Here is a 25,656-nt window from a genome sequence, read left to right on the forward strand (position 1 = left end):
GGTCGATCGGCCCCACCATTATCGCCGCTCCTACGTTGGATCGGCCCAAACTGACCGACCGTGCCATGTCTGCGGGTCCAGCGACTATCGTGATGGTGGCCGCGAACCGTGCGTCTGGCCCCCTGATAGCCTGGAGGTACCCGATTCTCGTCTCGGTCGTGATGCCCGCGTACAACGCCGAGGCCACCGTCGGCGCCGCCATCGGATCCGTGCTCGCCCAGACCCACACCGACTGGGAACTGCTGGTCACCGACGACGGGTCGAGCGATGGCACTGGTGCGGTACTGGCCGAGGCCGCGGCCGCCGACGAGCGGATCCGCCCGGGCCGGACCGCTGGGCGCGCCGGTGCCGCAGGAGCGCGCAACGAGGCGATCGGCCGCGCGACGGGCGACTACATCGCGTTCCTCGACGCCGACGACCTGTGGTTGCCCACCAAGCTGGAGCGGCAACTCGCGTTCGCGGAGGCCGGGGACGTGCCCCTCACCTTCAGCTCGTACTACAAGGTGGCCGCGGACTTCGACGACGACCCAGCGCGGTGGCGGCCCAACGGACGGATCGTCCGCGCCCGTGACCGGCTCGACTACCGGGCAATGTTGCAGCAGAACCACATCGGGTGCCTCACCGCCATGTACGACCGGCGAACCCTCGGCACCAGGTACATGCCCGACCTGCGCAAACGGCAGGACTATGCCCTCTGGCTCTCGATCCTTCGCGACGGTGGCGAGGCCCGCGGGCTCGCGGAGCCACTCGCCCTCTACCGGGACGCCCGCGCCGACTCACTCTCGGCCAACAAGCTCTCCCTGGTGCGCTACAACTGGCAACTCTACCGGGACGTGGAGAAGCTCTCGCTACCCCGGTCGCTATGGGCCCTCGGCCAGACCACGGTGCGTTCGGTGCTCAAGGGCCGGATCTGACCGGTCGTCTCCCGGGAGGCCCAGCGGGTCCGGGAGACGACTCGACGATCAGGACTTGCCGACGACGATCCGCTGCACATCGTCCCAGTTCGCGGGATCGGTCACGTTCCGGCCGTCCACGAGCGCCTGGATGCCGGGTAGATCAGAAGGGGTGAGCCCGGCGTACTCGGGGTGATCGGCCTGCACGATCGCGGCGTCCACCGCGCCGCCGAACTCGTAGGCGTCGAAGCCGTAGCCGGCCAGTTCCTCGGCCGTGTACATCGGGTCGTGCACGAGGACGGTGGCCCCGGCTTCGCGCAGCGCGGCGACGGTCGGGAACACGCCGGAGAACGCCGTTTCCTTGACCTTGCCGCGGTAGGAGGCGCCGAGCACCACGACGGTCTTTCCGGCCAGCCCACCGAGGGCACCGCCGGCCAGTCCCACCGTGTACGCGGGCATATCCATGTTCGCCTCGCGGGCCGCACGGACCACGGTAGCCTGCGGGTCCGTCCACAGGTACAGCCGCGGGTACACCGGGATGCAGTGTCCGCCGACGGCGATGCCCGGCCGGTGGATGTGGGAATACGGCTGGGAGTTCGACGCCTCGATGACCTGGTAGACGTCGATGCCGTTCTCGGCCGCGAACCGGCCGAACTGGTTCGCCAAGCCGATGTTGACGTCGCGGTACGTGGTCTCGGCGAGCTTCGCCATCTCGGCGGCCTCGGCGCTGCCCAGGTCCCAGACACCGTTGCCGCGCGGCAGATCCGGCCGATCGTCGAAGTCCAGAACCGCGCGGTAGAACTCGGTCGCCTTCTGTGCGCCCTCCTCGGAGAGCCCACCGACCAACTTCGGGTACTTGCGGAGGTCCTCGAACACACGGCCGGTGAGGACACGCTCCGGGGAGAACACGAGGTGGAAGTCCTTGCCCTCGGTGAGACCGCTGATCTCCTCGATCAGCGGCTTCCACCTGGTCCGCGTCGTGCCCACGGGCAACGTGGTCTCGTAGGAGACCAGCGTGCCGGGTGTGAGGTGCTCGGCCAGAGACCGGGTGGCGGAGTCCATCCAGCCGAAGTCAGGCTCCCAGGTCTCGTCGTTGACGAACAGCGGCACCACGATGACCACGGCGTCGCTCCCGGGCACGGCGTCGCCGTAGTCGGTAGTGGCCCGCAGTGTGCCGGCCGCGGTCGTCTCCGCGATCTTCCCGGCGAGGTGCGCCTCCCCAGGGAACGGCTCGGTGCCGGCGTTCACGAGGTCCACCACGTTCTGGTTGACATCGACCCCGACGACCTCGTGGCCCTTGCTGGCGAACTGCACTGCGAGGGGGAGTCCGATCTTGCCCAGCGCAACGACGGTGATCTTCACGTGTGTCCTCATCCGGTAGGGAAGGCGTCTGAATGCCCGGTGTATAGGCTACCGGTGCCGCCCGGAGTGGGCGCATCCCCGCACGTGAGGTCACCATCACATGAAGGTTCTGTCCGTGGTCGGCGCACGACCCCAGTTCGTCAAGCTCGCCCCCATCGCGGAGGCATTCGCCGGTTCGAGCGACGAGCACGTCATCGTCCACACCGGGCAGCACTACGACGCTGCGATGTCGGACGTGTTTTTCGCCGATCTCGCGATCCCCGCCCCGGACGTGCACCTGGGGGTCGGTTCGGGCAGCCACGGCGTGCAGACAGGCACAATGCTCTCCGCGATGGACGCCGTCCTGGACGAACACCGACCCGACTGGGTGCTCGTTTACGGAGACACGAACTCAACCATCGCCGGCGCACTGTCCGCCGTGAAGATGCACTTGCCGGTCGCCCACCTCGAGGCGGGCCTGCGCTCCTTCAACCGCGCCATGCCGGAGGAGCACAACCGGGTGCTCACCGACCACGCGGCGGATCTGTTGCTGGCGCCGACAGCGGTCGCCATGCGCCACCTCGCCGGCGAGGGCCTCGCCGCGCGTAGCGTGCTCGTCGGTGACGTGATGACCGACGTGTGCTTCCGGGTGCGCGACGCGGTCGCCAGCACTGCGCCCGACCTGCCCGACGGCGTCCGGGCCGGCGGATACGTCGTCTCCACGATCCACCGGGCGGAAAACACCGACGACCCCGATCGTCTGCGGGCGATCATCAGCGCCTTGGCCAACGCCGGCACCCCGGTGCTGTTGCTCGCGCACCCCCGCCTCATCGCTCGCTGCGCCGAGTTCGGCATCGACCTCAAGGCGAGCGCGACACTCCATACCGCAGCGCCCCTTCCGTATCCGCAGATGGTCCAAGCCGTCACCCACAGCGTGGGGGTCATCACCGACTCCGGGGGGCTACAGAAGGAGGCCTTCCTCCTCGGCCGGCCATGCACGACACTGCGCACCGAGACCGAGTGGGTCGAGACCCTGACCGACGGTTGGAACGTGCTCCTGCCCGGACTTGAAGGGCTGGCCGACCTGGCCGCGCGGCCCGCGCCGTCGGCCGCACGGTCGTCCCCCTACGGCGACGGTCACGCGGCTTCCGCAGTTCTCGACGCCCTGCGGGCTGCCCACGTCTGAGCGAACACGCGACGGCCCGGCCCTGCGTCAGCAGGACCGGGCCGCAGTCGTACTCTGGGTTCTCAGACCTCGATCTGGACAGTCTGCCCCGTCTTCGCCGACTCGATGGCCGCTTCGGCCACGGCGACGGTCGCGTAACCCTGTTGCATGGTGACGATATCCGCAGGCTTGCCAAGGACTGCGTCACGGAAAGCCTCGTGCTCGGTCTTGAGCGGCTCGGGCTTGCTGATCGCGAACCGCACCACATCTCCCTCGGAGACGCCGCGGAACTGGGCGACGTCGTCCCACTGGGTCTTGACGAGCCCGTTCGAGTAGAAGGTCAGGTCCGCCAGCAGTGTGTCCGCCAAGAACGTGCCCTTCTCCCCCGTCACGACCGTGAGCCGCTCCTTCATCGGGGAAAGCCAGTTGACGAGGTGGTTCGTGACAATGCCTCCGGAGAGCATGCCGGTGATGGCCACGAGATCCTCGAACTCGCGCCCGCTCTTGAATGCGGTCCGCGCCGCGACCGAGGTGTAGGGCTGCTGCGCCACCCAGGCCGTCAGGTCGATGTCGTGGGTCCCTAGGTCCTTGACCACGCCGACGTCCGCGATCCGGGCGGGAAACGGTCCCTGACGCCGCGTCGCGATCTGGTAGACGTCACCGAGCTCGCCGGCCTCAAGTCGAGCCCGTAGCGACTGCAGCGCCGGGTTGTACCGCTCGATGTGCCCGACGGCGCCCACGAGGCCCTTGCTCTCGAACGCCTCAGCGAGCGCGCGGGCCCCCTCGGTGTCCTTGGCGAGGGGCTTCTCGATGAGAGCGTGCACCCCGGCCTCGGCCAGCGCAAGCCCTGCCGCGGTATGGAACTGGGTTGGCACGGCCACCATCGCGTAGTCAACGCCCGCGGCGATCAGAGCATGGACGTCAGGAAGGACCTCGAGGTCCCCGGCCACGCCATGGGGGTCGCCGCCCGGATCGGCGACGGCCACCAGATCAACGCCCTCCAGAGAGCGCAGGACGCGGGCGTGGTGACGGCCCATCATGCCGAGGCCGATGAGGCCGGCGCGCAGGTTCGCCATCACGCACCCGCCTTCGCGACCGCGTTGACGGCAGTGACGATGCGGTCCAGGTCTCCCTGCGAGAGGGAGGGGTGCACGGGCAGCGAGATGACCTCGCGCGCCGCCTTCTCCGTCTCCGGCAGGTCGAGGCCGGGTGCGTAGCCCTTGAGCGACTCGAGGCGGTGGTTCGGGATCGGGTAGTAGACGCCGCAGCCCACTGCGTGCTCCTCGCGCAGCGCGGTGGCGAACGCGTCCCGGTCACCTGAAACGCGAATCGTGTACTGGTGGTAGACGTGCGTGGCCCCCTCGGCGACGGCCGGGATGAGCACACCCTCGAGGTTCTCGTTCAAGAACGCGGCGTTGTCCTGGCGGGTCTTGGTCCAGCCCGCGATCTTGGTGAGTTGTACCCGGCCGATCGCGGCGTGGATGTCAGTCATCCGGGCGTTGAAGCCGATGAGCTCGTTCGCGTACTGCTTCTCCATGCCCTGGTTGCGCAGGAGACGCACGTTGCGTGCGATCTCGTCGGTGGCGCAGGAGACCATGCCACCCTCGCCGGAGGTCATGTTCTTCGTCGGGTACAGCGAGAACATCGCGAAGTCGCCGAAGGACCCGACCGGCGCCCCGCCCAGGGTCGCCCCATGCGCCTGGGCCGCGTCCTCGAAGAGTCGCAAGCCGTGCTCATCGGCGATGGCGCGCAGTTCGGCCATCGCGGCCGGGTGACCGTATAGGTGCACCGGCATGATGCCCTTGGTGCGCTCCGTGATCGACGCCCGGACGCTCGCCGGGTCGAGATTGAAGTAGGTCCCTTCGATGTCCGCGAACACCGGGGTGGCGCCGGTCAGTGCCACGGAGTTGCCGGTGGCTGCGAACGTGAACGAGGGCACGATGACCTCATCGCCCGGTCCGACACCGGCGGCGAGCAGCCCGAGGTGCAGGCCGGACGTGCCTGAGTTGACGGCCACGCTGGTGCGCCCGCCCACGAGCTGGGCGGCGAACTCCTGCTCGAACGCCGCAACCTCGGGCCCCTGCGCGATCATGCCGCTACGCAGCACGCGATCTACCGCGGCGCGCTCCTCGTCGCCGACGATCGGCTTCGCCGCTGGGATCATGGGTTGGTTCACTTCGACTCCTCCGTGTGCTGACCGGCCAGCGTGAGCACGCCACCGGATTCGTGATACATCTCGCCAGTGGTCGGGCACCGCCACTGTCCGTCGCCGACGTCTTCCAGCGGCACACCCGCCCGGCCGACCCACTTGATCCGCCGCGCCGGAACGCCGGCGACAAGGGCGAAGTCCGGCACATCCTTGGTCACGACGGCACCCGCCGCCACGGTCGCCCAGCGGCCGACCGTCACAGGTGCTACGCAGACGGCGCGGGCACCGACCGAGGCGCCCTCGCGCAGCGTCACCCCGACGGCCTCCCAGTCGGCGCCGCTCTTGAGCGACCCGTCCGGGTTCACCGAACGCGGGAACGTGTCGTTCGTCAGGACCGCTGCCGGACCTACGAACACGCCAGCTTCCAGCACGGCCGGCTCGTACACCAGCGCGTAGTTCTGCACCTTGCAGTTATCGCCCACCCGCACTCCGGTGCCGATGTAGGCGCCGCGCCCGACGACGCAGTTCTCACCCAGAACCGCGTGCTCGCGGACCTGGGCCAGGTGCCAGACGGATGACCCGTCACCGATGGTGGCGCGGTCATCAACGTCCGCGGTATCGACGATGCGCACGTTCAAGGGTGAGTCCTCCGGTAGCAGAAAGAATGTGGCCGAGCCGCGTCAAGGGTACCGTCCACCCGCTGCCCGCCCGGGACCAAAGGTCCCGGGTGAGCAGGTGTGAGGGACGCCACGTCAGCGCCGCCGGTCACGCGCCGCCGGCGTCGAACTGTTCGGTGAGGTAGGGGATGAGTGCCACGGAGTACTCCGCCGACAGGTGGCTGTAGTCCCGGTAGACGATCAGGTCACCAATCACGGGATAGCACGTCGTCTCATCGCAGAACCGATCAGACAGGTCGATCAGGTTGACTCCCGGCGGCGGCGCGCCCGCGGCCGCGGCCATGAGCGGGTCCGGCGGCAGCGAGATCGCCCGGTCGGTCGCGCAGTCCAGCGGATCATCGGTCAGCGCGAGGCAATCGGGCACGTTCTCGCCCTGGGTCCGTGGGACAGCCGCGATCACATGGACCTGGTGACCCTGCTCAACCCAGCCGGCCCAGACGGCGGCGAACCCGTCGACGGCCGGATCTGCCATTGGCGTTCCGGCAGGGGACTCGTACTCGTACGCCGAGGAGTACGCGGTCGTGACGATGTCCGTGATCTCCGGGTGCGCGGCCAGCTCCGCCGTGACCGCGGCAACCCATTCCTCACACAGAACTCGAGCCTCGTTCGTTTGCTCGCTGGGCAGTGTCCGGACAGCTTCGGAGGCGGGACAGCTCGTCTTGGTGTACGTGTGCACGCGCCAGTTCCGCTCCTGGCCGATGGTGTCCAGTGCCGTGAACCATTGGGTCGCATGCGAGTCTCCAACGATCGCGATGACCCGCTCTGGGTTCGGGTCCGTGCTCCCGATCGTGCAGGTGTCGATCGCGGCGGACGTCAGCCCTTGCTGGCATCCGCGGTAGGGCGGATCAGTGTTCTGCTGGGAGACCACTTCCGGCGCCGGCACCACAGGTCCCTCACCGATGACGGATGCGCACCCGCTGTCCGTCCCGATCGCGGCGGGACCGAAGCAGTCCGTACCCGACGCTTCCTGGAACTGGATCCTGGCCTGTTCCTCACGCACGGACAGCGACGAATTGATCCCGAGTCCCATGGCAACGACGACGACCATCCCAACCGCCGCGAACTGATAGGCATGCGACCTCGCCCCGGCCATCCAGCCAGTACCCCGGAACCGGTCCTCGACGAGCGTCTTCGTCCCCCACGCGAGCACGATCGTGACCGCCGCGATGACGACCTTCTGCCAGGCCACAAGAGTCGTCCCCGTGACGTACGGTACGACGACGATGATCGGCCAGTGCCACAGGTAGACCGAGTAGGAGATGTCGCCGACGAACTCCATCGGGCGCCGTGACAACCACCGCCCGGCACTCCACCAATGCGGCGTGGCGCCGGCCAGCATCACGGCGGCAGCCCCGAGGGTCGGGACTCCCGCGAGCCACCCGGGAAACTGCGTGGCGCCGTCGTAGACGAAAGCGCTGAACACGATCGCGGCAAGTCCGACGAGACCGATCACGGGGGCCCACCGCCGCGGGAGCCGCAGCGGCAAGAGTGCCAACAATGCGCCGATCACGAACTCCCAGACTCGTGTCGGCGTCACGAAGTAGGCCGCGGACTGGTCCTGCGACGTCTGCACCACCGACCAGACCAAGGAGGCGACCCCGACCGTCCCGAGCACCGTGGCGAGAACCCTGCGTGGCGATCCCGTCGCACTCGAGTGTCGGAGCACGCCGACCGTGAGCAGCACCAGCAACGGCCAGAACACGTAGAACTGCTCCTCGACGGACAGCGACCAGAAGTGCTGCGCGACGGTTGGCACGTTGCCCTGGGCCATGTAGTCGACTGCGTCCGAGGCCAGCACCCAGTTCTGTACGTAGAGCGCGCTGGCACCGATCTGTCTGGCGGTCTGGCCCCAGAGGGTCTCCGGCACCCACAGCACCGTCGCCAGCGCCGAGACGGCGAGGACGAGCAGAGAGGCGGGCAACAGCCGTCGGATCCGGCGGGCCCAAAAGTTGAGCAAGGAGAGCGTGCCGCTGCGCTCGACCTCACGATAGATGTGTGCGGTGATCAGGAATCCGGATATGACGAAGAACACATCGACGCCGACGTATCCACCTGGCAGGCGCAGTGGCCAGAGGTGATAGGCGACGACGAGGCCCACCGCTACTGCGCGCAAACCCTGGATCTCAGGGCGGAACCCGCCTCGGCCTTTGGCTCGTTCCGCCTGCACGCCCAGCTGTCCTCCACGTTGTCGTATTCCTGGGCGAGCATAGCCCGCGGCACACCGTGGCCAGCCGCCTGCGGCATCGGGGCCTTCGGTTCGTCCTATCCTTGAGTGCTGGCCGCCGCTAGTCGAGTGCTGGCCGCAGCGCCGCAGTCCGGATCCCGACGTCACCGAGAGAGAGCCATCCATGGCGAGTGTCACCGCGACCACCGCGCCGGCCGATGAACTCCATGTCTACGAGCCGCACAAAGCTGGCCTGCCGAAGTTGGGCCCCTACTTCAGGCAGCTCTGGTCCCGCCGGCAGTTCGCCGCCGAGTTCTCCCGCGCGGGGATCCGCGCAGCGAACACGCAGACTCTCTTCGGTCAGCTCTGGCTGGTCCTCAACCCGACGCTCCTCGCGCTGGTCTATTACGTTCTCGTGAGCGTGCTCCGCCGGAACGCCGGCGGGATCGAGACCTTGGCACACATCACCTGCGGGCTCTTCCTCTTCTACTTCGTCTCGGGCAGCATCAGCCAGGGAGCTCAGTCCGTGACTGGTGGCGGGAAGCTCATCATGAACATGAACTTCCCCAGGTTGCTGCTGCCGTTCGCGGCTGTGCGGACGGCGTTCTTCCGGTTCCTGCCGACGCTGCCGGTCTACTTCCTCATCCACATCCTCGCCGGTGGGGTTTGGAGTCCGCAGATGCTGCTCGCGGTCGTGTTCCTCGGGCTGACCGTCATCTTCTGCATCGGGATGGCCGCGATCTTCGCGACCGTCCAGGTCTACTTCCGGGACACCTCGAGCTTTCTGCCCTACCTCCTGCGCATCTGGCTGTACCTCTCGCCGGTGCTCTGGTTCGCCGACGAAGCCCCGGAGCAGTTCAAAGACCTCATGGTGCTCAATCCGCTGTATTCGCTGATCGGCAGTTGGACCGACCTGCTGCTGCGCGGGATCATCCCCGAACCGAAGATGTGGTTCGCCGCACTGGCTTGGGCGGTCGTCGCGTTCGTGGGCGGATCACTGCTGTTCATGTCTAGGGAGCGTGAGTTCACTGTCCGTCTCTGATCCCCGATCGACGTCAGAATCGACGACCGCTGAGGCACCGGCCGAAACCATCATCCCTGCCGATGTGACAGCCGATCCGGTGCCCGAGGTCCCAGCCAAGCGATCGGTGACGCCCACCGAGCCTCCGGTCGTGTCCGTTCAGAACGTCTCCATCACCTACAGGACTACGTTCGAGGCCGCGCCCACGCTCAAGAGCACCATCGTCCGCCTCGGCCGGGGGGAACGGCAGGTGAAGGTCGTCGACGCGATCAAGGACATGTCGTTCGACATCAAGCCAGGTACGTCGGTGGGCATCATCGGGGCGAACGGAGCCGGGAAGTCGACGCTGATGCGCGCACTTGCCGGAGTCTTGCCTCCCAGCCAGGGACGCATCGAGGTCCGGGGTCGGATCAGCGCGCTCCTCGCCCTCGGCGTCGGGTTCAATCCGAACCTCACCGGACGGGAGAACGTGATTCTGGGCGGCCTCGCGGCCGGACTGTCACGAAGCCAAGTCAACGAACGCGCTGCCGAGGTCGCGGAGTTCGCCGAGATCGGCGACTTCATGGATATGCCGATGCGGACGTACTCCTCGGGTATGTATCAACGCCTGGCATTCTCGGTATCGGTGCACATGGATCCCGACATCCTGCTCGTGGACGAGGCACTCTCGGCCGGTGACGCAAGTTTCAAGGTCAAGGCGACCGCGAAGATGGCCGAACTCATGGAGGACGCCCGGGCGATGTTCCTGGTGTCCCACTCGCTCGGTTCGATACGCGAGATGTGCAACGAGGTGCTCTGGATCCACAAGGGCAAACTGATCATGCAGGGCTCGCCGCGCCGGGCGATCCGCGCGTACACCAACTTCCTCAAGGTGGGCGAGAACGCCTATACCTTCGAGGACCTCTGACGGAAACGTGCACCAGTTCGATCTGTCCATCATCACCTCGGCGCATGACGTTGCCGACGCCCGGCTGCACCGTCAGGTCGCCGCCCTTAGACGCGCCGGAGTCAGCGTCGAGATCCTCGGTCTCGGCGCCATGACGGACGGGCCCCAGGGCGCCCAGGTGCGAGTCTGGCCACGTCGACACGGCCTCCGACGTGCCTGGTTCGCGATGTCCCTGCCATGGCGGTCGCGAGGCCGCGTGGTGATGGCCTTGGATCCCGACTCATCGTTCGCGTCCTGGTTGGCCGCGAGACTCACCCGGAGGCGGGTTGTCAGCGACGTTCATGAGGACTATCGCGCCGTCCTCTCGGACCGTGTCTGGGCCCGGGGTATCCGCCGAGTCCCCGCTGCGGTGTGGGCCCGGCTGGGCATCTTCGCGGCAAGCCACTCCGACGCCGTGATCGTCGCCGATGTCCACCTGTTACCCGAATTGAACAACCGCGTGCTCCTGCGCAACCTCCCGGACCTGGCCATGCTGCCAGAACCGGCAGTTCCGCAGGCGCCGCCGCGAGCGCTCTACATCGGCGATGTGCGCGCGAGTCGCGGCCTGTTCACGATGCTCGACGCAATCGCCGCCGCCCCCGGCTGGCGGCTCGAGCTCATCGGTCCCATGGCCGATTCGGACCGGAGCCGGTACGAGGATCGCCTCGCCAGTGACCCCGATCTTGCCTCGCGGGTGCAATGGCACGACCGGCTCCCACCACAGGAGGCCTGGACAGCGGCGGCTGGTGCGAGTGTCGGGTTGTCGCTGCTGGACGACACGCCGGCGTTCCGGGCCGCCATGCCGTCCAAGGTCTTCGAATACCTCGCCACGGGTCTTCCAGTACTCACCTCCGCGCTCCCCCGGCCCGCCGAACTCGTCCGCTCCATCGGTGCCGGGGCTGTGGTCACCGGCGCGGCCGAGGCCGCCGAGGTGCTCGGCCGTTGGGCCGGTGAGCCTGACGACCTGGCCCGAACCCGCGAACGGGTACTCGCCTGGCGCACGAGCGAACTCGTCGGAGCCAAGCCCACAGCGGACTTCGTCAGCACCGTCACCAGCCTTGTCAACGACACATCCGGAACTGATTCCTCGGGGGACAACGAGTGAGCACACGCAAGCCACGGCTGGTCATCGTCGTACAGAGCAAGATCACCGGTGATTCCCGCGTGCAGAAGGCCGCGCTATCGGCAGCCCGGGCAGGCTGGGAGGTCGCCCTGCTCGGCTTCGACGGGATCGGCGGGGAGCCCAGATCCTGGCTCGGACCCGTTCGGGTGATCCGGCGCGGGATCGGGACCGCGCACCGCGACGCGTACGCTGCCCGGTGGCTCGAGATCCGCGAGCCCCTATTTCCAGGTGCCTATCGTCACTGGTCCGAGCGGGCCAACGCCGGCCGCAGGCTGAGCCGCCGGATCCGCCGGGAACGCAACCAGCTCCCCCAGGACGGAGGGATCACCGCGATCCTTCGGCGGTCGCTGCTCGAGGCGCGCCTGGTCGCTCCGCGCCTGACCCACAAGGTCAGGTCCTGGGGGGCCGGCAGCCATCACAGCGCACTCCCGGTCAAGGCTGCCGACGAGGTCACGTGGCGGGAGGATCTGCCCGCCTTCCTCGACTGGCGGGATGCGTTCGCACCGGCCCTGGTGACACTGGCCCCTGATCTGATCCACTCGAACGACCCTGCGATGATCGGTGTGGCGCACGAGGCCGTCTCCGCTCTCCGAGCCCGTGGCCACGCGGTGGGTTGGATCCACGATCTTCACGAACACGTTTCCGCCGTGGACTGGGGCTCGGAGCGGATCACAGCCGCCTACGTGGACCACGAGCGCGAGTACATCCAGGCACCCGACGCCCTGGTCACGGTCAGCCCGGAGATCGCGCTGATGCTCGCCGACGAGTACGGGCTCGATGAGCCACCGGCAGTCGTCCGAAATGCCCCGCTCGCCGATGTAAGCGTCGAGGATGCACCGAGCCTGCGCGAGCGAATCGGGCTGGCCGCGGGCGTCCCACTGATCGTGAGCAGCGGGTCCGTCGACCCTCGCCGCGGCCTTCACACCGTCGTCGAAGCGTTGGCGACCCTGCCGGACGTGCATCTGGCGATCGTCACGCGGGAGCCCGAGACCAGCGCCGGTCCGTTGCGTGATCTGCTGAAGAGCGCCGCGGCCCTCGGTGTCCGGGGTCGGGTGCACACCGCGCCCTACGTCCCGACGTTCCAGATCTCGGCGTATCTGTCCTCGGCCGACATCGGAGTGTTCGCTGGTATCCACTACCCGAACTACGAGGCATCACTGCCGACCAAACTGACCGAGTACCTCCACGGGGGCCTGCCACTCCTGGTCAGCGACTTGGCCACACCGTCGGCGTTCGTGCGCGAGCACGGCGTCGGCGAGGTGTTCATCGCCGAGGACGCCGCCGACCTCTCCCGTGCCGTCAGTGCCCTTCTCGCCGACCTGGCGACCTACCGGGCAGCGATCACCGGGCCGCTGCTCGAGGAACTCTCGTGGCAGCACCAGGCCACCACGCTGTTGGACCTCTACACCAGCGTCAGCGGGATCGAACCGGAGGCGCCCACGGACCCGACGCCCTGGGAGGTGTCCGAGTCCGATACCGGTGCGCTCGACCCGTGGCCCGCCCTTGAGCCGGTCCACGATCCGCAGCCCGCCTCGGAGACGGTCGACGATCCGGACCCGGATGCCGACGAGATCGATGCGGACGACGAGGTCGACGCCCTACGTCACCCGGAGGGCGCGCAACCCCGCCTGGAGGCCGTTGAGGATCGCGGCTGAACGATTCAGCCGACCGGCCCGCCACGCCAGCGGGACGGCGTCGGCGTCCAGAGCGACGATGACATCGGCGGACTCCAGAGCGCCAAGCGCTGCAGGGTTCCGGGCGCCGGCCCGCTCGAATCCCGCGGCATTGCTTCGGCGGAGCAGCACGTCGACAATATGACGCGGTGCCCGCTTGGCCGTCACCTTGCGCAGTGGTCGCAGCGGGCTCGCCGAGACGACGATGACATCGACGCCCTCGATGGGCGCCGAACCGGCCAGCACCACGCACACGCGGACGTCGTCGGGCGCCTGCCGCACGAACTCCGGCACCGCGGCGGCACCATCCACTGCGCCGACCAGGAGCACGATCGACCTCATCCGCGTGACTCCGACGGCGTCGTGGCCACATCCCGGAGCACCCGGAGCCGCGGTGCGAGCTGGCGGTCCCGGCGGAAACGGTCGGCGTACGCCCGGGCGGCGTCCCGCTGGGTCGCGTCAGCCGTCTGGGAGAGCTGCCAGCCGCGCCCGAGCGCCGCCGCGATCGCGGACGCGTCGATCGACTCGGTGGCGGTCCACAACGGATGGCCGTCCAGGACCGACGTCGCAGCACTCCTGGCGTCGTGGACGGAGACGATCGGTTTACCGGTGGCGAGGTACTCGAACACCTTGCCGCTGGTCACATAGCGGCCGGCGCCCAGCGCCAGGACGAGCACGTCGACCCGGGAGTAGTAGTCGCCGACGTCCTGCTTGGGCACGGGACCGTCGTACGAGACCCCGATGGCACGCCCGCGCTCGATCGTTGCCAGCATCTCCGGATCCGGGACCGCGAAGTACCCGAGATAGCCCGCCAGCGAGAGGGTCGCGTGCGGCGGCAGCGATCCACGGCGTTTCGCCAGCTCCCAACCGTCGATGAGTGCCGCCAGTGGCACCATGCGGGTCATGGTGCCGAGGTACCCGAACCGCGGATGCGACCGGTCGCCGTCGCCGACCGTCATGGGCGACACTGCCGCACCCCGAGTCTCGGTGCCCGGCTCGTCGCCGCCGAGAAGTTCGGGATCCCAGCCGTTTGCGACGACGTGCATCCGATCCGCGTGCACTCGATAGCGGTCCGCATGCCAGTCGCGGATCGGCGCGTTCACGAACCAGATCTCACGAGCCCGCGCGATGAGGCGATCCTCCCATCGCCCGACTCTCGAGCGATGACTCGCCAGGGTCACGCCCGAGAACACATCGAGGGTCCATGCGTCGCGATAGTCGAGCACATAGGGCACCCCCTCCTCGAAGAGGGCGTCCGCCGCAGCGAAGGTCACATAGGGGTTCGCGGTCGCCAGCACCAGATCCACCGGGTCGGTCTCCTGGATGCGGCGGGCGGCTCTCTCCAGCGGCGCACGCCACGGACCGTATCCACGCTCGGGGAACGTCACGGTGTCCAGGGCCGCGCGCCACCGGTGCCATACCTGCGGCAGGTGCGCACGGAGCCACGAGTAGGTGCGGATATCCGCATCCTGCGCCGGCCACTCGAACGGGACCCGGACCACGTCGATGCTCGGGTCGATCTGGGACTCCAGAGATGGATCGGTACCCGTGTACTGCTCGAACGTGTCCCGACCTGCAGTGAGCACCGTCACCCGCCAGCCCGACCTTGCGAACTCGTTCGCCGTGGCCAGCGCCCGATACACGCCGCCGCCGCGGCACGGCGGATAGCCCCACGCAACGTAGAGAAGGTGAGGTTGCGTCACGTCGTGGTCTTTCGGTCGGCGGGCCCGGCGTGGGTTCGATTCCCGGCCATCGTTACAATAGCGTGGCCGTGAGAGCAGGAGCGTGCCGCATCCTGATCACCAGGAAGGGAAATGGCCGTGACCGACTCGGGGGCGCAGGGACTGCGCCGTGTGTGGAGACGGGTACCGAAACCGCTCCGTGACCGGCTCCGGCCGCTGCGCGATCTCATCAAGAAGCCTGCTGTGCCCGCCGCACCCACACCGCCGGAGCCGACCGTCGAAGCGGCGCCGCAGCCACGACCGATCACACTCCCCGAAGGGCTCCAACCACGGCCGGTCCCTTCATCGGCTGGCATCCGGGTGTTCATCGGTCCGGCCAACCATGCGGGGCAGGGGTTCCAGTGGGCACGCGCCCTGGAACGCACGGCTGAGGATGTCTCAGCGGTCTCGTTCGCTCCCACGCGCGAGGCCGGGTTCTCCTTCGAAGTCGACTACACGGTGCCGGTAGGCATCTATTGGGACAACGAGATCTGGGCGCGGGATCAACTCGGGTACCTGACCGATTCATTCACCCACGTCGTCTTCGAGGCCGAGCAACCACTGCTCGGGGTCTTCATGCGTGAGGACTTCAGCACCGAGGCAAGGTTGTTGCGAGATCGTGGCGTCCACATCGCCACGATCTGCCACGGCAGCGACATCCGACTCCCCAGCCGACACATCCAGGAGAATCCCTGGTCCCCGTTCCTGGTTCCTGGCTACCGCAAGACGAAGGAGCTCGAGGTACTGGCCCGCCTGAACGCCCGCCGCCTGGCTGAGCTCGAGGCTCCAGTGTTCGTGTCCACCCCGGATCTCCTGGACGACCTACCTTCCGCCACGTGGTGCCCGGTGGTCGTCGAGCCTCGGCGCTGGCGGGCTGAACGCCCGGCGACGCATGCGCTACCCGTTGTCGTCCATGCACCGAGCCGTGCGGAGGTCAAGGGGACCGACCTGATCGAGCCCACGCTCGAACAGCTCCACGCCGAAGGCATCATCGAGTACCGGCGGATCACGAAGATCCCATCGGCGAAGATGCCCGCCGTCTACCAGGCAGCCGACATCGTTCTGGACCAGTTCAGAATCGGCAGTTACGGTGTGGCCGCCTGCGAGGCGATGGCGGCCGGATGCGTCGTGCTCGGCAATATCCGTGACTCAGTCCGTGAACACGTGGCGCAGAGCACCGGTCTCGACGTTCCGATAGTCCAGGCCGACCCGGACACCCTGTCCACGGTGCTGCGCGACCTCCTTGATGCGCGAGAGGGCTGGCCCACCGTGGCAGCGGACGGTGTGAACTTCGTGGACCAGGTCCACGACGGCACCCGATCGGCCGAGGTGCTCGGTGCCTTCCTCGGGACGAGCCGATGAGCAGACGCGACCGGTTGATCACGAGGTTGACCCGCGCGGTCGCAGACTCGCGCCGTCATCTGCCTGGGCCGCTTCGACGGCTCATCACGGCACTCAAGGATCGGCTCCCCCGCACCACGGTCGAGCGTGCCATGGGCCGGGAGGTACGTGTGAGCACCGCAGCGGATGGCGAGGACGGTCGACCGGCGGTGCCCGACACGCCGGTCCGCCTCTTCGTCGGTCCGGCGAACTTCGCCGGGCAGGGGTATCTGTGGGCGCGGGCCGTCGAGCGATGCGTTCCGGGGGTGTCCGCAGTCTCGTTCGCCCCCCATGTGCCTGGAGCATTCGACTTCCCGGTCGACTACCGGGTGCCGCAGGCGACCTACCTCGACGATTTCGAGTTCCACGAACGCCACCTGGCGTACGTGCGTGGAGAGTTCACGCACGTGCTCTTCGAGGCTGCGCGGCCGTTGTTCGGGCGCTCCTATGGTCTCAATTTCCTGAATGAGTCGAAACTGCTGACCAAGGCCGGACTGGCTGTCGCCGTCATCGCCCACGGCACCGACGTCCGGCTCCCCAGCCGGCATGCGGCAACCTACGCCCACTCGCCGTTCCGGGGAGATCTGGTCCCTGAGACACCGCTGCTCGAGGATCGGGCGGTGCGCAACCTCGCCCGGATCGCAGCCTTCACCGGACCGGCGTTCGTCTCGACGCCCGACCTCCTTCTCGACCTCCCGTCCGCGACCTGGTGTCCGGTCGTCGTCGACGTGGACCGTTGGCACACGGCACTCCCACCGATGGAGCGCCGGATCCCGTTGGTGGTGCATGCGCCGAGCAAGAGTCACGTCAAGGGGACCGATCTGGTCGAGACGGCGCTCGAGGGGCTCGTGGCCCGTGGCCTCATCGACTATCGCCGGATCGAGGGCGTGCCCGCGGCAGAGATGACCAGGGTGTACACCGAGGCGGACATCGTGCTCGACCAGTTCCGCCTCGGCAGTTACGGCGTGGCCGCGTGTGAGGCCATGGCGGCCGGCCGCGTCGTGATCGGGAACGTCTCCGAGTTCGTCCGCGATCACGCCGCCGACGCATGCGGGACCGAGCTGCCGATCATCCAGGCGGACGGGACCGACCTGGCCCGTGTCGTCGAGAGCATTCTCGACGACCCTTCCGCCGCACGGGAGCGGGCGGCCGCCGGAATCCGGTTCGTTCGTGCCGTACATGACGGTGCCGCTTCGGCCGGTATCCTTCAAGACTTCCTCCAGGAAGGGCAGCAGTGACCTCGGATCGCCCGCCACACGTCGTCTACATGCCCGGCAACGACGTCCTCGTCGACGCCCGGGTCCTGAAGTACATCGCCAGCGCGGACTCCCTCGGGCTTCGGGTCACCGGGATCGGAGTCGTGCGCAAGGGGTACCACCGCAGTTTCGCCCTCGGCAACGCCCACATCTTGGTGGAGCCGGTGCCGATCCCGCAGACTGCGGCCACGACCGCGCCCGCTGGGCGCCCATCGCTGGGCGTCGTGGTACGCGACCTCATCCGTCCCGACGCCGACACCCACGACCGGCTGGAGGCCCGCCGCCGTGCCACCGCGAAGCGTCGGCGCGGCGCCGCCCGCGCAGTCCGCGAACGCAAGCACGGGGCGCTCGCCTACCCGGTGGCCGTCTTCCACCAGGGTCAGATCGCGCTTGAGCGGGCCTACAACAAGGTCCTCGGGATTCGGGTCGGAGGTACTCCCGAACCGGTGTCGGTCGCGGACATCACCGACCGGGACCAAGCCATCGCGCACTACCGCAAGCACCCCGAGCTGAGCCGCTGGCGCGAGGTCCTGCCCAACGCCCAGGCCGACGAGGAGTCGCTCGGACGACTCCTGGACGAACTGCGGCCGGACATCATCCACGTCCATGACGTGTTCATGCTCGGCGTCGCGGTGAACGCAGCAGACCGGGCCGCCGCGAGCGGTCGCGACGTCAAGCTCGTGTACGACGCCCACGAGTACATCGCCGGAGTCGCCGTGGTACCTGCGCTGACCATCGGGGCCTACTGCGATCTGGAGCGTGAGTTCGTACCGCGGATGGACCGCGTCATCACGGTCTCGGAACCACTGGCCGGTTGGCTGACGCGTGACTACGGACTCGACCGCGCCCCGGACGTGGTGCTGAACGCCCCGATGGTGGGTGTGCCACCGGACGGCTTCCGAGACCTGCGCGACGTCGTCGGGCTGGCGCCGGACGTTCCGCTCATGGTCTATGGCGGCGGTGTGAACCGTGCCCGGGGGGTTCAGACCGCAGTCGCAGCACTCGCCGAACTCCCCGACATGCACCTCGCCCTCGTGACCAATCGGCCGAACGGCCCCGTGACGAGAGAACTGCTCGCACAAGCCCGCTCGCTCGGAGTTCTGGACCGCTTCCATGTGGCCCCGTTCGTGCGGCCCGAGTACGTGACGCACTACTTCCGGCGGGTCACGATCGGTCTGAGCACCCTGCTGCACGCGCCGAACCACGATGTCGCACTCACGAACAAGTTCTGCGAGTACCTGCTCGCGGGAATCCCTATCATCACCAGCGACACCCCCGCGCAGGCGGACATCGTCGCGGCCCGTGGCCTCGGCGGTGTGTACATCGCGGGGGACGTCGAGGACCTCGTACGAGCGGTTCGGGAACTGCTACCGCGCGTGAACGAGGTTCGTGACCGCATCGCCGGGGACGCCGCGCTCCGTCACGAATTCTCCTGGGCCGCCCAGGTGGAGACCATCCGGGACGTGTACGCCGACCTCCTCGGTGCCCTGCCCGAGCAAGCCTGGACCGCCGACGCCACGAAGATCACCCACCTCGAACCGAGGGAGACCACGAAGCCGTGAGCAGCAAACATGTAGTGATGGTGGTGGCCAGCGGGATCGCGTCCGACGCGCGCGTCCGCAAGACCGCCGTCGCCGTGGCCGACCTCGGTCACCGGGTAACCCTGCTGTACGGCGAACTCGAGGCAACCGCGCCGGTGGAGGGCACCCTCGGCCCGGTCCGGACAGTCGGCCTGCCGGTCGCGTACACGCTCCGCGACGAGCAGGTCGAGCGCCGCCGTGCACGCCGCGCGTGGCGGCCGTCCTGGCCCGCCTACCGCGACGGCGACCAGGAGGAACTCGGTCGGACGGCGCTCAATACCCGCCGGGCCCGTACCGGCGACACCCCCGAGATCCTGTTCCGTCGCGGCATCCACTGGACCCGCCGCAGGGTCCGCGCCGCACAGGACCCCGTCTTCCGGACCGCCTGGGGCAAGGTGGACGGCTTGCGAGCACGGTTCGTCGACCGGATCTGGCGCAGCGAACTGCCCAACATTGCGGATCTTGACCGGGTGTTCGCCGCCCGGATGGCCGCGGAGGCACCGGACATCCTGCACGTACACGACATCCACCTGCTCAGTGCCGGTGCTCGCGTCAAGCAGGACAGCGCCCGCGCCGGCCGAAGCGTGAGCCTGGTCTACGACGCCCACGAATACATCCCCGGCACCGTGGCGCGAACGGTGATCGAGGAGAACGCGCTCAAGGCCATGGAGGCGGATCTCATCGAAGAAGCGGACGCGGTCATCACGGTGAGCGAGCCCATCGCAGAGGCTCTCCGTGACCGTTATGCCCTCCCAGACACCCCGAGCGTGGTGCTGAACAGCCCATCGCTGACGGTTGAGTCAACGTGCGACACGGATGTGCGCACGGCGTCCGGGGTCGAAGCCGGAACGCCGCTGGTCGTGTACTCCGGGGTCCTGAACGAGAAGCGCGGGCTGCCCACGGTGGTCCAGGCCCTCTCCCTGCTGCCCGAGGTCCACTTCGCCGTCGTCTGTGTCCCGGATGCGAGCCACTGGCGTGCGGCCCTCCTGATGAAGGCAGCACGCAAGGCGGGCGTCGAAGATCGGGTCCACCTCATCGATCCGGTTGCGCCCGAGGAGATCCTCGCCTACCTGCGGACGGCCGACGTCGGGATCCATCCGCTCATCGCTGGGCTCCCGAATCATGAGATGGCGCTCCCGAACAAGCTGTTCGACTACCTGTTCGCCGGCCTACCCATCGTGGTGAGCGATCTCAAACTGATGGGCGCCTTCGTCCGTGAGAACCGGATCGGTACGACGTTCACGGCAAGTGATCACCGCGATTGCGCAAGAGCTATCCGGGACGCCCTGGACAATGCAGACATCTACGGCGGTTCCGCACGGTCGGAGGAATTCACGGCCCGATTCTCCTGGGAACGCCAGGCGGAGCACCTGGCCCAGACGTACGCTGGGCTGTAGTAGGAGGGCTCCGCAATGATGCACTCGGTGGTCGACGGGCCAACTCGGTTCGAGCGACGGTGGTTTCTGCGGCTGATGGTTGCCGCCCTGACCGGCCTGCTCCTGGCCGGCACGGGCGTCGTCAGCCAGTCGGCCGTCGCAGCCGTCACAGTCACGCTCGACGGACGCGGATTCGGCCACGGGATCGGCATGTCCCAGTACGGCGCTGCCGGCCGGGCCGAAGCGGGCCAGGCCTACAGTCAGATCCTCGCTGCCTACTACCCCGGCACGACCACCGGATCGCTGGCGGACTCCCAGTCCGTCCGGGTCTGGATCCAGGGAGACACCGACCGACAGACCTGGGTCAGGGCGGAGCCGAACCTCTCGCTGCGTGTGGGAACCTCGTCGGTCGCGCTCCCGACAACGATCAGTGCCGGGACGGTCACGCTCTGGCGGCTCAGGCTCGTTTCCGGTGCCCTGGTGATCGAGGCGAACGTGAGCAACACCTGGCGCGCGCCCGGTGTGCCCGGCCTCAGCACGCTTCTCAGCGGTGCGACCGCCGCAGAATTCGTCGCCGGCGACGGCACCGTGCAACTGGTCACCTCGACGTACCGCGAGTACCGCGGCGCCGTACGCGCGGTTCGAGTTCCCGGCTCGACCACGGACCTGCGCACAGTTGTGGTCTCGACCTATGCCAACTATCTACCGTCGGTGGTCACCTCGGAGATGCCGGCGAGCTGGCATATTCAGGCGCTTCGGGCGCAGGCGGTGGCGGCCCGTACCTACGCCCGGTTCGACCAGGCCAGCAAGCCCACGTCCGCTTGGTACGACACCTGCGATACGACGTCATGCCAGGTTTTTCAGGGACTGGCGGACTACACCGCCGCGGGGACGCTCATACGCACCCATACCCATCCACGCACCATCAGCGCTGTGTCGGACACCTCGGGTGTGGTGCTGCTCTACGGCGGGACGCCCGCGTTCACCCAGTTCAGCGCATCCAACGGCGGCTACTCGGTGCAAGGGTCTCGGCCCTACCTGACGGCGGCCGCGGACCCTTACGACGGATATGCACCGTGGCGGGTCACGCTGACCGGGGCCCAGATCACGGCCGCGTATCCGAGCATCGGAGTGTTCCGGGATCTGACGGTCGCGCGCGACGGTCGCGGCCCGTACGGTGGCCGGCTCACCTCGGTCACGCTGACCGGCGGCCAGGGTGCCGTCACGATCACCGGGGCGCAGTTCCGGTCCGCGTTCGGCCTGCGCTCCACCCTGCTGTCGGTCACGCTCGACGGTGTGCCGCTGAGTTCGCCCCAGCGCGACTGGAACGGTGATCAGCAGCCGGACCTGATCGCACGCGGACCCGACGGAGTTCTCTACGCCTATCTCGGCAACGGTCCGGCGAGCTGGCGGTCACGGGTCCCGATCGGACGTGGCTGGCAGAGCATGGGCGCCATGACTCAGGTCTGGAACCTCTCCGGCACCAGGACCCCGGAACTGATTGCAATCCAACCCTCGACCGCCCAGCTGTTCGTGTACCCCGGTGACGGCCGAGGCGGTTGGGGCACGCCACGCGTGATGGGACGCGGCTGGCGCGGCTTCGACCAGTTCGTCGGTATCCAGGACTGGTCAGGGCCGGGCAGCACCGGACTGATCGTGCGGAACCGTACCTCCGGCACGCTGTTGTACTACGCAGCGAACGGCTCCGGAGGCCTGTCCCCCGGCGTCCAGATCGGTACGGGCTGGAACGGGATGGACATGATCTTCGCCGCCGGCGACTGGGACGGTGACGGCCATGCTGACCTCCTGGCCAGGCAAGCCGCGACCGGGTACCTCTACCTCTACCGCGGAAACGGGCGGGGTGGATTCCTCTCCGGGGCAAGGGTCGGTACGGGGTGGGGCACCATGGACGCCATGGTGGGCGCCGCGGATTGGGATCAGGACGGCACGGTGGACATCCTGGCCCGCGATGCCGCCACCGGCGCCCTCTGGTTGTATCCCTCCGATGGAGCCGGGTCCTTCCGTCCTCGCCAGCAGGTGGGCCACGGTTGGACAGGCTTCGACCTGGTTCGCTGAGCCATTGCCAACACTCGATCGGTCGTCGGATCGACCCCACCTCCTCCTGATCGCGCTGCATTTCCCACCGTCGCGCGCGAGCGGCGTGTTCCGACCGTTGGCGATGGCCAACCACCTCGTCTCGACCGGCTGGGATGTCACCGTCGTCACCGCGACGAGGGACTTCTTCGAAGACGTCACCGGGTCCATGGACGACGACCTCCTGAAGCACGTCGACCCCCGGGTCGTGGTGGAGCGAGTGCGTCTTCCGTCGGATCATCTCGTCACCGACATCCGTCGCATGAGTTGGCGGCGCGCTCACCTCCCGAAGGTCGTCGGTGCCTGGGCGAGGGCACGGGAGCGCGCCCTGTTCCCGGAGAAGTACAGTGCCTGGATCCCCGGGGTCGTGCGCAGGGCGTTCCGGGTCAATCGGCGCCGACCGATCGACGTCGTACTGGCGACCGGCAATCCCTGGAGCGCCTTCGAGGCCGGACGCATCATCAAGCGGTTGACGTCGGCCCGCCTTGTCCTCGACTACCGGGACTCCTGGACGCTCAACCAGTTCGCTGAGCGTGATGCATACGGACCCGACCACCGGGCCCGGGCCGCCGAAGGGCGAGTGATGGCCGCCGCCGACCTGATCGTCTTCGTCAACGAGCCGATGCGCGGGTGGCACGCGGACCGCTATCCCGGCGCCGCGAACCGGATGACCATCCTTGAGAACGGCTATGACCCCGGCCTTCTGGGAGCGGTACCGTTCCGCCCGCCGAGTGACGAGCCACTGCGGTTCGGCAGCATCGGCACGATCACCGAGCACTGGCCGCATGAGGCCTGGCAGGGTTGGGACCTGGTGCGCACCGAGCCAGAGCTGGCCGGCGCCGTCCTCCATCTGTACGGTCACCTGGGCTTCACACCGAGCGCGGCGCCGGCGATCAGGGCGATGCTTCCGGGGCCGCAGAGCCACGTTGTCTGGGAAGGGCCGGTGCCGAAGGCGGACCTAACGGGCGTCTACACCTCACTCGACGTCCTGGTGATGATGATCCCCAGCTCCCGGTACGTCACGGCAGGCAAGACCTACGAGTACATGGCCACCGGCAGACCGATCGTCGCCATCCACAGCCCGCAGACCGCGGCGGCGATCCCGATGCGCGGTTATCCGCTCGCCTTCCCATGCACAGACCTCAGCCCGGCGAGCGTGGCGAGTGCCCTCCTGGCAGCGGCGAGGCGCGCCCGCACGTTGACCCTCGACGACCACGAGGCCGCCATCGTGCACGCCGAGCAGTACCGGCGGGACGTCCTCCTCGAACCGTTCGAGACCCGAGTCAGAGGGCTGATCCGATGACGCCCGCGCCGACCGAGCAGACGCCGGCGCCGACTCGAGACGTGGTGATCGTCACGCCCTGGTACCCGACGCCTGGCGATCCGTACCACGGCGTCTTCGTCCGGGACACGGTTGCGGCGCTCAGGATCCCCTCGTCGCGGATCCGGATCGTCCACCTCACCCGTCTGGCGCCGGACACGGCCGAGTCGACACAGATCCTCGACACACCCGAGGGTCAGCTCCTGCGGATCGGTATCCCGATCCGACCGAGCACGGCACGCTCGGAGGTCGCCCGACTGCAGCGCGACGCGCTCCTCAGGTACGACGCGCTCGCCGGCGCCGAGGTCATCCACGCGCATGTGGGTCTACCGACAGGATGGGCCGCGGCAGCCGCCGCTCCGGCCGGCGTCCGCCTCGTGGTCACCGAACATGCCACATACCTGCGCGAGGAACTTCGGACCGTCACCGGCAGGAGGTCGTACGGGCAGGTTCTCGAGCGGCTCTCCGCACTGCTGATGGTGGGCGAGGCCGAGGCGGAGCGGGTCCGGTCCCTGTATCCGCAACACGGCTCGCGGGTGGTCGCCGTCGGTAACCCGGTCCGAGGACCACGGCGCCCGGTGGCGCCACGGAGCCCTGGAGCACTCGACCGGTGGCTCTATATCGGTAACCTGATCCCGCGCAAGGGCGTGCAGGAGTTGCTCGAGTCGTTCGCGCTGTTCCACACTGACCGCCCGACCGCGCACCTAACCCTTGTCGGCGGTGGTCCACTCGAAACCGCCTTGCGCGAGCGTGCTGCCGAGCTCGGGCTCGCCGAGCGGGTGAGGTTCGCCGGGCCGCAGGAGCCCGAGGACCTCGCCGACCTGGCCAGCTGGGGTGACGTGCTCGTGCACCTGTCCGCGTTCGAGACCTTCGGGCTGACTCCCGTCGAGGCGGCCTTGAACGGGCTGGCAGTGGTCGTCACGCGATGCGGTGGCCCGGAGGAGACCCTGCTCGAAGCTGCCGCTGCCGGGGTCGTCCGGTTCGTGCCCGTCGGCGCGAAACCACAGGCCGTTGTCGCCGCGGTCCACTCACTCGAATCGTCGCCGCCCGACCCACACGCGGCCCGAGTCCTGGCGGATCTGTACGAACGCTACGCGGCTGGTCCGTGGGGGCATCGGGTCACCGAGATGCTTCAGCCCGCTGGAGCCGACACCGACGGCGAGGCGGAAAGGCTTGTCGTCGCTGATCCTCGGGTCCTGGTCCTGGCGAACTCCCCCTCCGGATGTCGCAAGGTGCGCGACCTCGTCCCGGCGACCCTACGCGGCGACGCCGCCCTGATGGTCATCACGAACCGGTCTTCGCTGACCGTTGCCCTCGACCGCCGGGTGCGCGTCCTCGATATTCAGCGGGCCACGTCCCGGCTGCCGCTCCACCTCCTCGAGTCGACCATGCTTGTCGCACTCCCGCAACTGGCACTGGGTGCCCTAGAGGGACTGACCGGGATCGCCGGCGGGGCACCGGGCCGTGCCGGGCGCGCGGCCCATGCCATCCAACGGCGGGTAGGCAACGCACGCGCTGCCACCACCGGACTCGCCACTCGCATTCATGACCGAGTGCTCCACCCGATGATCTACGCCGTCACCGAACCCATCCCGAACGCCCGCTTCGTGATGCGTCACGGGCAAGCAGGCATCGACGACTTCGACCCGACCGACGTCTTCTACGCGGACAGTGAGTCGCTGGCGATCGCCTGGCGACTGGCGCGCGACCGTCCGGGGCTTCGCGTCGAGCGCCTACCTCGGACGATTGATTACTGGGATCTCGTCCGCCCGACGCCACCGGAGCCGGTCGGCTGAG

At 68.3% G+C, this 25,656-nt stretch carries 20 protein-coding genes; 13 read left to right on the forward strand and 7 right to left on the reverse strand.

From position 1 onward, the window contains the following. Nucleotides 1-161 precede the first annotated feature (161 nt). The gene (locus tag KCQ71_RS09790) at nucleotides 162-914 is read left to right on the forward strand and encodes a glycosyltransferase family 2 protein (RefSeq protein WP_223405295.1); all 753 of its coding nucleotides are present in this window, start codon (nucleotides 162-164) and stop codon (nucleotides 912-914) included. 48 nt (nucleotides 915-962) lie between these two features. Here the strand turns inward: KCQ71_RS09790 and KCQ71_RS09795 are convergent, their stop codons facing one another. Then, on the reverse strand, nucleotides 963-2,255 hold the full coding sequence (locus KCQ71_RS09795; RefSeq protein ID WP_223405297.1) for a nucleotide sugar dehydrogenase: 1,293 nt from the start codon (nucleotides 2,253-2,255) through the stop codon (nucleotides 963-965). A 100-nt stretch (nucleotides 2,256-2,355) separates the two neighbouring features. Between KCQ71_RS09795 and wecB the strand changes: the two genes are divergently transcribed. Beyond that, on the forward strand, nucleotides 2,356-3,420 hold the full coding sequence (wecB, locus tag KCQ71_RS09800) for a non-hydrolyzing UDP-N-acetylglucosamine 2-epimerase (protein WP_223405300.1): 1,065 nt from the start codon (nucleotides 2,356-2,358) through the stop codon (nucleotides 3,418-3,420). A gap of 62 nt (nucleotides 3,421-3,482) precedes the next feature. On the opposite strand, the gene KCQ71_RS09805 is transcribed toward wecB, so the two are convergent. The 4 genes from KCQ71_RS09805 to KCQ71_RS09820 all read right to left on the reverse strand — a co-directional run bounded on the left by KCQ71_RS09805 (nucleotide 3,483) and on the right by KCQ71_RS09820 (nucleotide 8,338). After that, nucleotides 3,483-4,475, reverse strand: a complete 993-nt coding sequence (locus KCQ71_RS09805; RefSeq protein ID WP_223405302.1) for a Gfo/Idh/MocA family protein — start codon at nucleotides 4,473-4,475, stop codon at nucleotides 3,483-3,485. Then, the gene (locus tag KCQ71_RS09810; protein WP_223405304.1) at nucleotides 4,475-5,575 is read right to left on the reverse strand and encodes a DegT/DnrJ/EryC1/StrS family aminotransferase; all 1,101 of its coding nucleotides are present in this window, start codon (nucleotides 5,573-5,575) and stop codon (nucleotides 4,475-4,477) included. Before KCQ71_RS09810 ends, KCQ71_RS09805 begins: the two co-directional genes overlap by 1 nt. Then, a complete protein-coding gene (locus KCQ71_RS09815) occupies nucleotides 5,572-6,186 on the reverse strand; it encodes an acyltransferase (protein WP_223405306.1) in 615 nt (204 codons plus the stop codon). Before KCQ71_RS09815 ends, KCQ71_RS09810 begins: the two co-directional genes overlap by 4 nt. A gap of 127 nt (nucleotides 6,187-6,313) precedes the next feature. After that, complete coding sequence (locus tag KCQ71_RS09820; RefSeq protein ID WP_249422797.1) at nucleotides 6,314-8,338, reverse strand: acyltransferase family protein; 2,025 nt, start codon at nucleotides 8,336-8,338, stop codon at nucleotides 6,314-6,316. Between the two features lie 235 nt (nucleotides 8,339-8,573). Here KCQ71_RS09820 and KCQ71_RS09825 point away from each other — a divergent pair, with 235 nt between their 5' ends. The 4 genes from KCQ71_RS09825 to KCQ71_RS09840 all read left to right on the forward strand — a co-directional run bounded on the left by KCQ71_RS09825 (nucleotide 8,574) and on the right by KCQ71_RS09840 (nucleotide 13,113). Beyond that, complete coding sequence (locus KCQ71_RS09825) at nucleotides 8,574-9,431, forward strand: ABC transporter permease (RefSeq protein ID WP_223405310.1); 858 nt, start codon at nucleotides 8,574-8,576, stop codon at nucleotides 9,429-9,431. A gap of 130 nt (nucleotides 9,432-9,561) precedes the next feature. After that, complete coding sequence (locus KCQ71_RS09830; protein ID WP_223405312.1) at nucleotides 9,562-10,317, forward strand: ABC transporter ATP-binding protein; 756 nt, start codon at nucleotides 9,562-9,564, stop codon at nucleotides 10,315-10,317. Nucleotides 10,318-10,324: 7 nt separating this feature from the next. After that, nucleotides 10,325-11,440 (forward strand): glycosyltransferase family protein, encoded by a 1,116-nt coding sequence (locus KCQ71_RS09835; RefSeq protein ID WP_223405314.1) that lies wholly within the window; start codon nucleotides 10,325-10,327, stop codon nucleotides 11,438-11,440. After that, entirely contained in the window at nucleotides 11,437-13,113 is a 1,677-nt protein-coding gene (locus KCQ71_RS09840; protein WP_223405316.1) for a glycosyltransferase family 4 protein, read from the forward strand. Before KCQ71_RS09835 ends, KCQ71_RS09840 begins: the two co-directional genes overlap by 4 nt. Here the strand turns inward: KCQ71_RS09840 and KCQ71_RS09845 are convergent. Then, a complete protein-coding gene (locus KCQ71_RS09845; protein WP_223405318.1) occupies nucleotides 13,057-13,473 on the reverse strand; it encodes a hypothetical protein in 417 nt (138 codons plus the stop codon). The genes KCQ71_RS09840 and KCQ71_RS09845 overlap by 57 nt on opposite strands. Then, entirely contained in the window at nucleotides 13,470-14,717 is a 1,248-nt protein-coding gene (locus KCQ71_RS09850) for a glycosyltransferase (protein WP_372453988.1), read from the reverse strand. Before KCQ71_RS09850 ends, KCQ71_RS09845 begins: the two co-directional genes overlap by 4 nt. A 339-nt stretch (nucleotides 14,718-15,056) precedes the next feature. Here KCQ71_RS09850 and KCQ71_RS09855 point away from each other — a divergent pair, with 339 nt between their 5' ends. The 7 genes from KCQ71_RS09855 (at nucleotide 15,057) to KCQ71_RS09885 (ending at nucleotide 25,655) form a co-directional block, all read left to right on the forward strand. Then, nucleotides 15,057-16,214 (forward strand): glycosyltransferase family protein, encoded by a 1,158-nt coding sequence (locus tag KCQ71_RS09855; protein ID WP_223405322.1) that lies wholly within the window; start codon nucleotides 15,057-15,059, stop codon nucleotides 16,212-16,214. Between the two features lie 149 nt (nucleotides 16,215-16,363). After that, a complete protein-coding gene (locus KCQ71_RS09860; RefSeq protein ID WP_223405324.1) occupies nucleotides 16,364-17,470 on the forward strand; it encodes a glycosyltransferase in 1,107 nt (368 codons plus the stop codon). Further along, complete coding sequence (locus tag KCQ71_RS09865) at nucleotides 17,467-19,050, forward strand: glycosyltransferase family 4 protein (RefSeq protein WP_223405326.1); 1,584 nt, start codon at nucleotides 17,467-17,469, stop codon at nucleotides 19,048-19,050. Before KCQ71_RS09860 ends, KCQ71_RS09865 begins: the two co-directional genes overlap by 4 nt. Next, on the forward strand, nucleotides 19,047-20,465 hold the full coding sequence (locus tag KCQ71_RS09870) for a glycosyltransferase family 4 protein (RefSeq protein ID WP_223405328.1): 1,419 nt from the start codon (nucleotides 19,047-19,049) through the stop codon (nucleotides 20,463-20,465). Before KCQ71_RS09865 ends, KCQ71_RS09870 begins: the two co-directional genes overlap by 4 nt. A gap of 75 nt (nucleotides 20,466-20,540) precedes the next feature. After that, a complete protein-coding gene (locus KCQ71_RS09875; protein ID WP_223405329.1) occupies nucleotides 20,541-22,520 on the forward strand; it encodes a SpoIID/LytB domain-containing protein in 1,980 nt (659 codons plus the stop codon). A gap of 103 nt (nucleotides 22,521-22,623) precedes the next feature. Further along, a complete protein-coding gene (locus KCQ71_RS09880; RefSeq protein ID WP_223405332.1) occupies nucleotides 22,624-23,841 on the forward strand; it encodes a glycosyltransferase in 1,218 nt (405 codons plus the stop codon). Beyond that, nucleotides 23,838-25,655, forward strand: coding sequence for a glycosyltransferase family 4 protein (locus tag KCQ71_RS09885; RefSeq protein ID WP_223405334.1), 1,818 nt, complete (start codon nucleotides 23,838-23,840; stop codon nucleotides 25,653-25,655). Before KCQ71_RS09880 ends, KCQ71_RS09885 begins: the two co-directional genes overlap by 4 nt. Nucleotide 25,656: the final 1 nt, after the last annotated feature.

Origin of the sequence: Occultella gossypii (assembly GCF_019947135.1) — a bacterium.
Taxonomy (GTDB): domain Bacteria; phylum Actinomycetota; class Actinomycetes; order Actinomycetales; family Beutenbergiaceae; genus Occultella; species Occultella gossypii.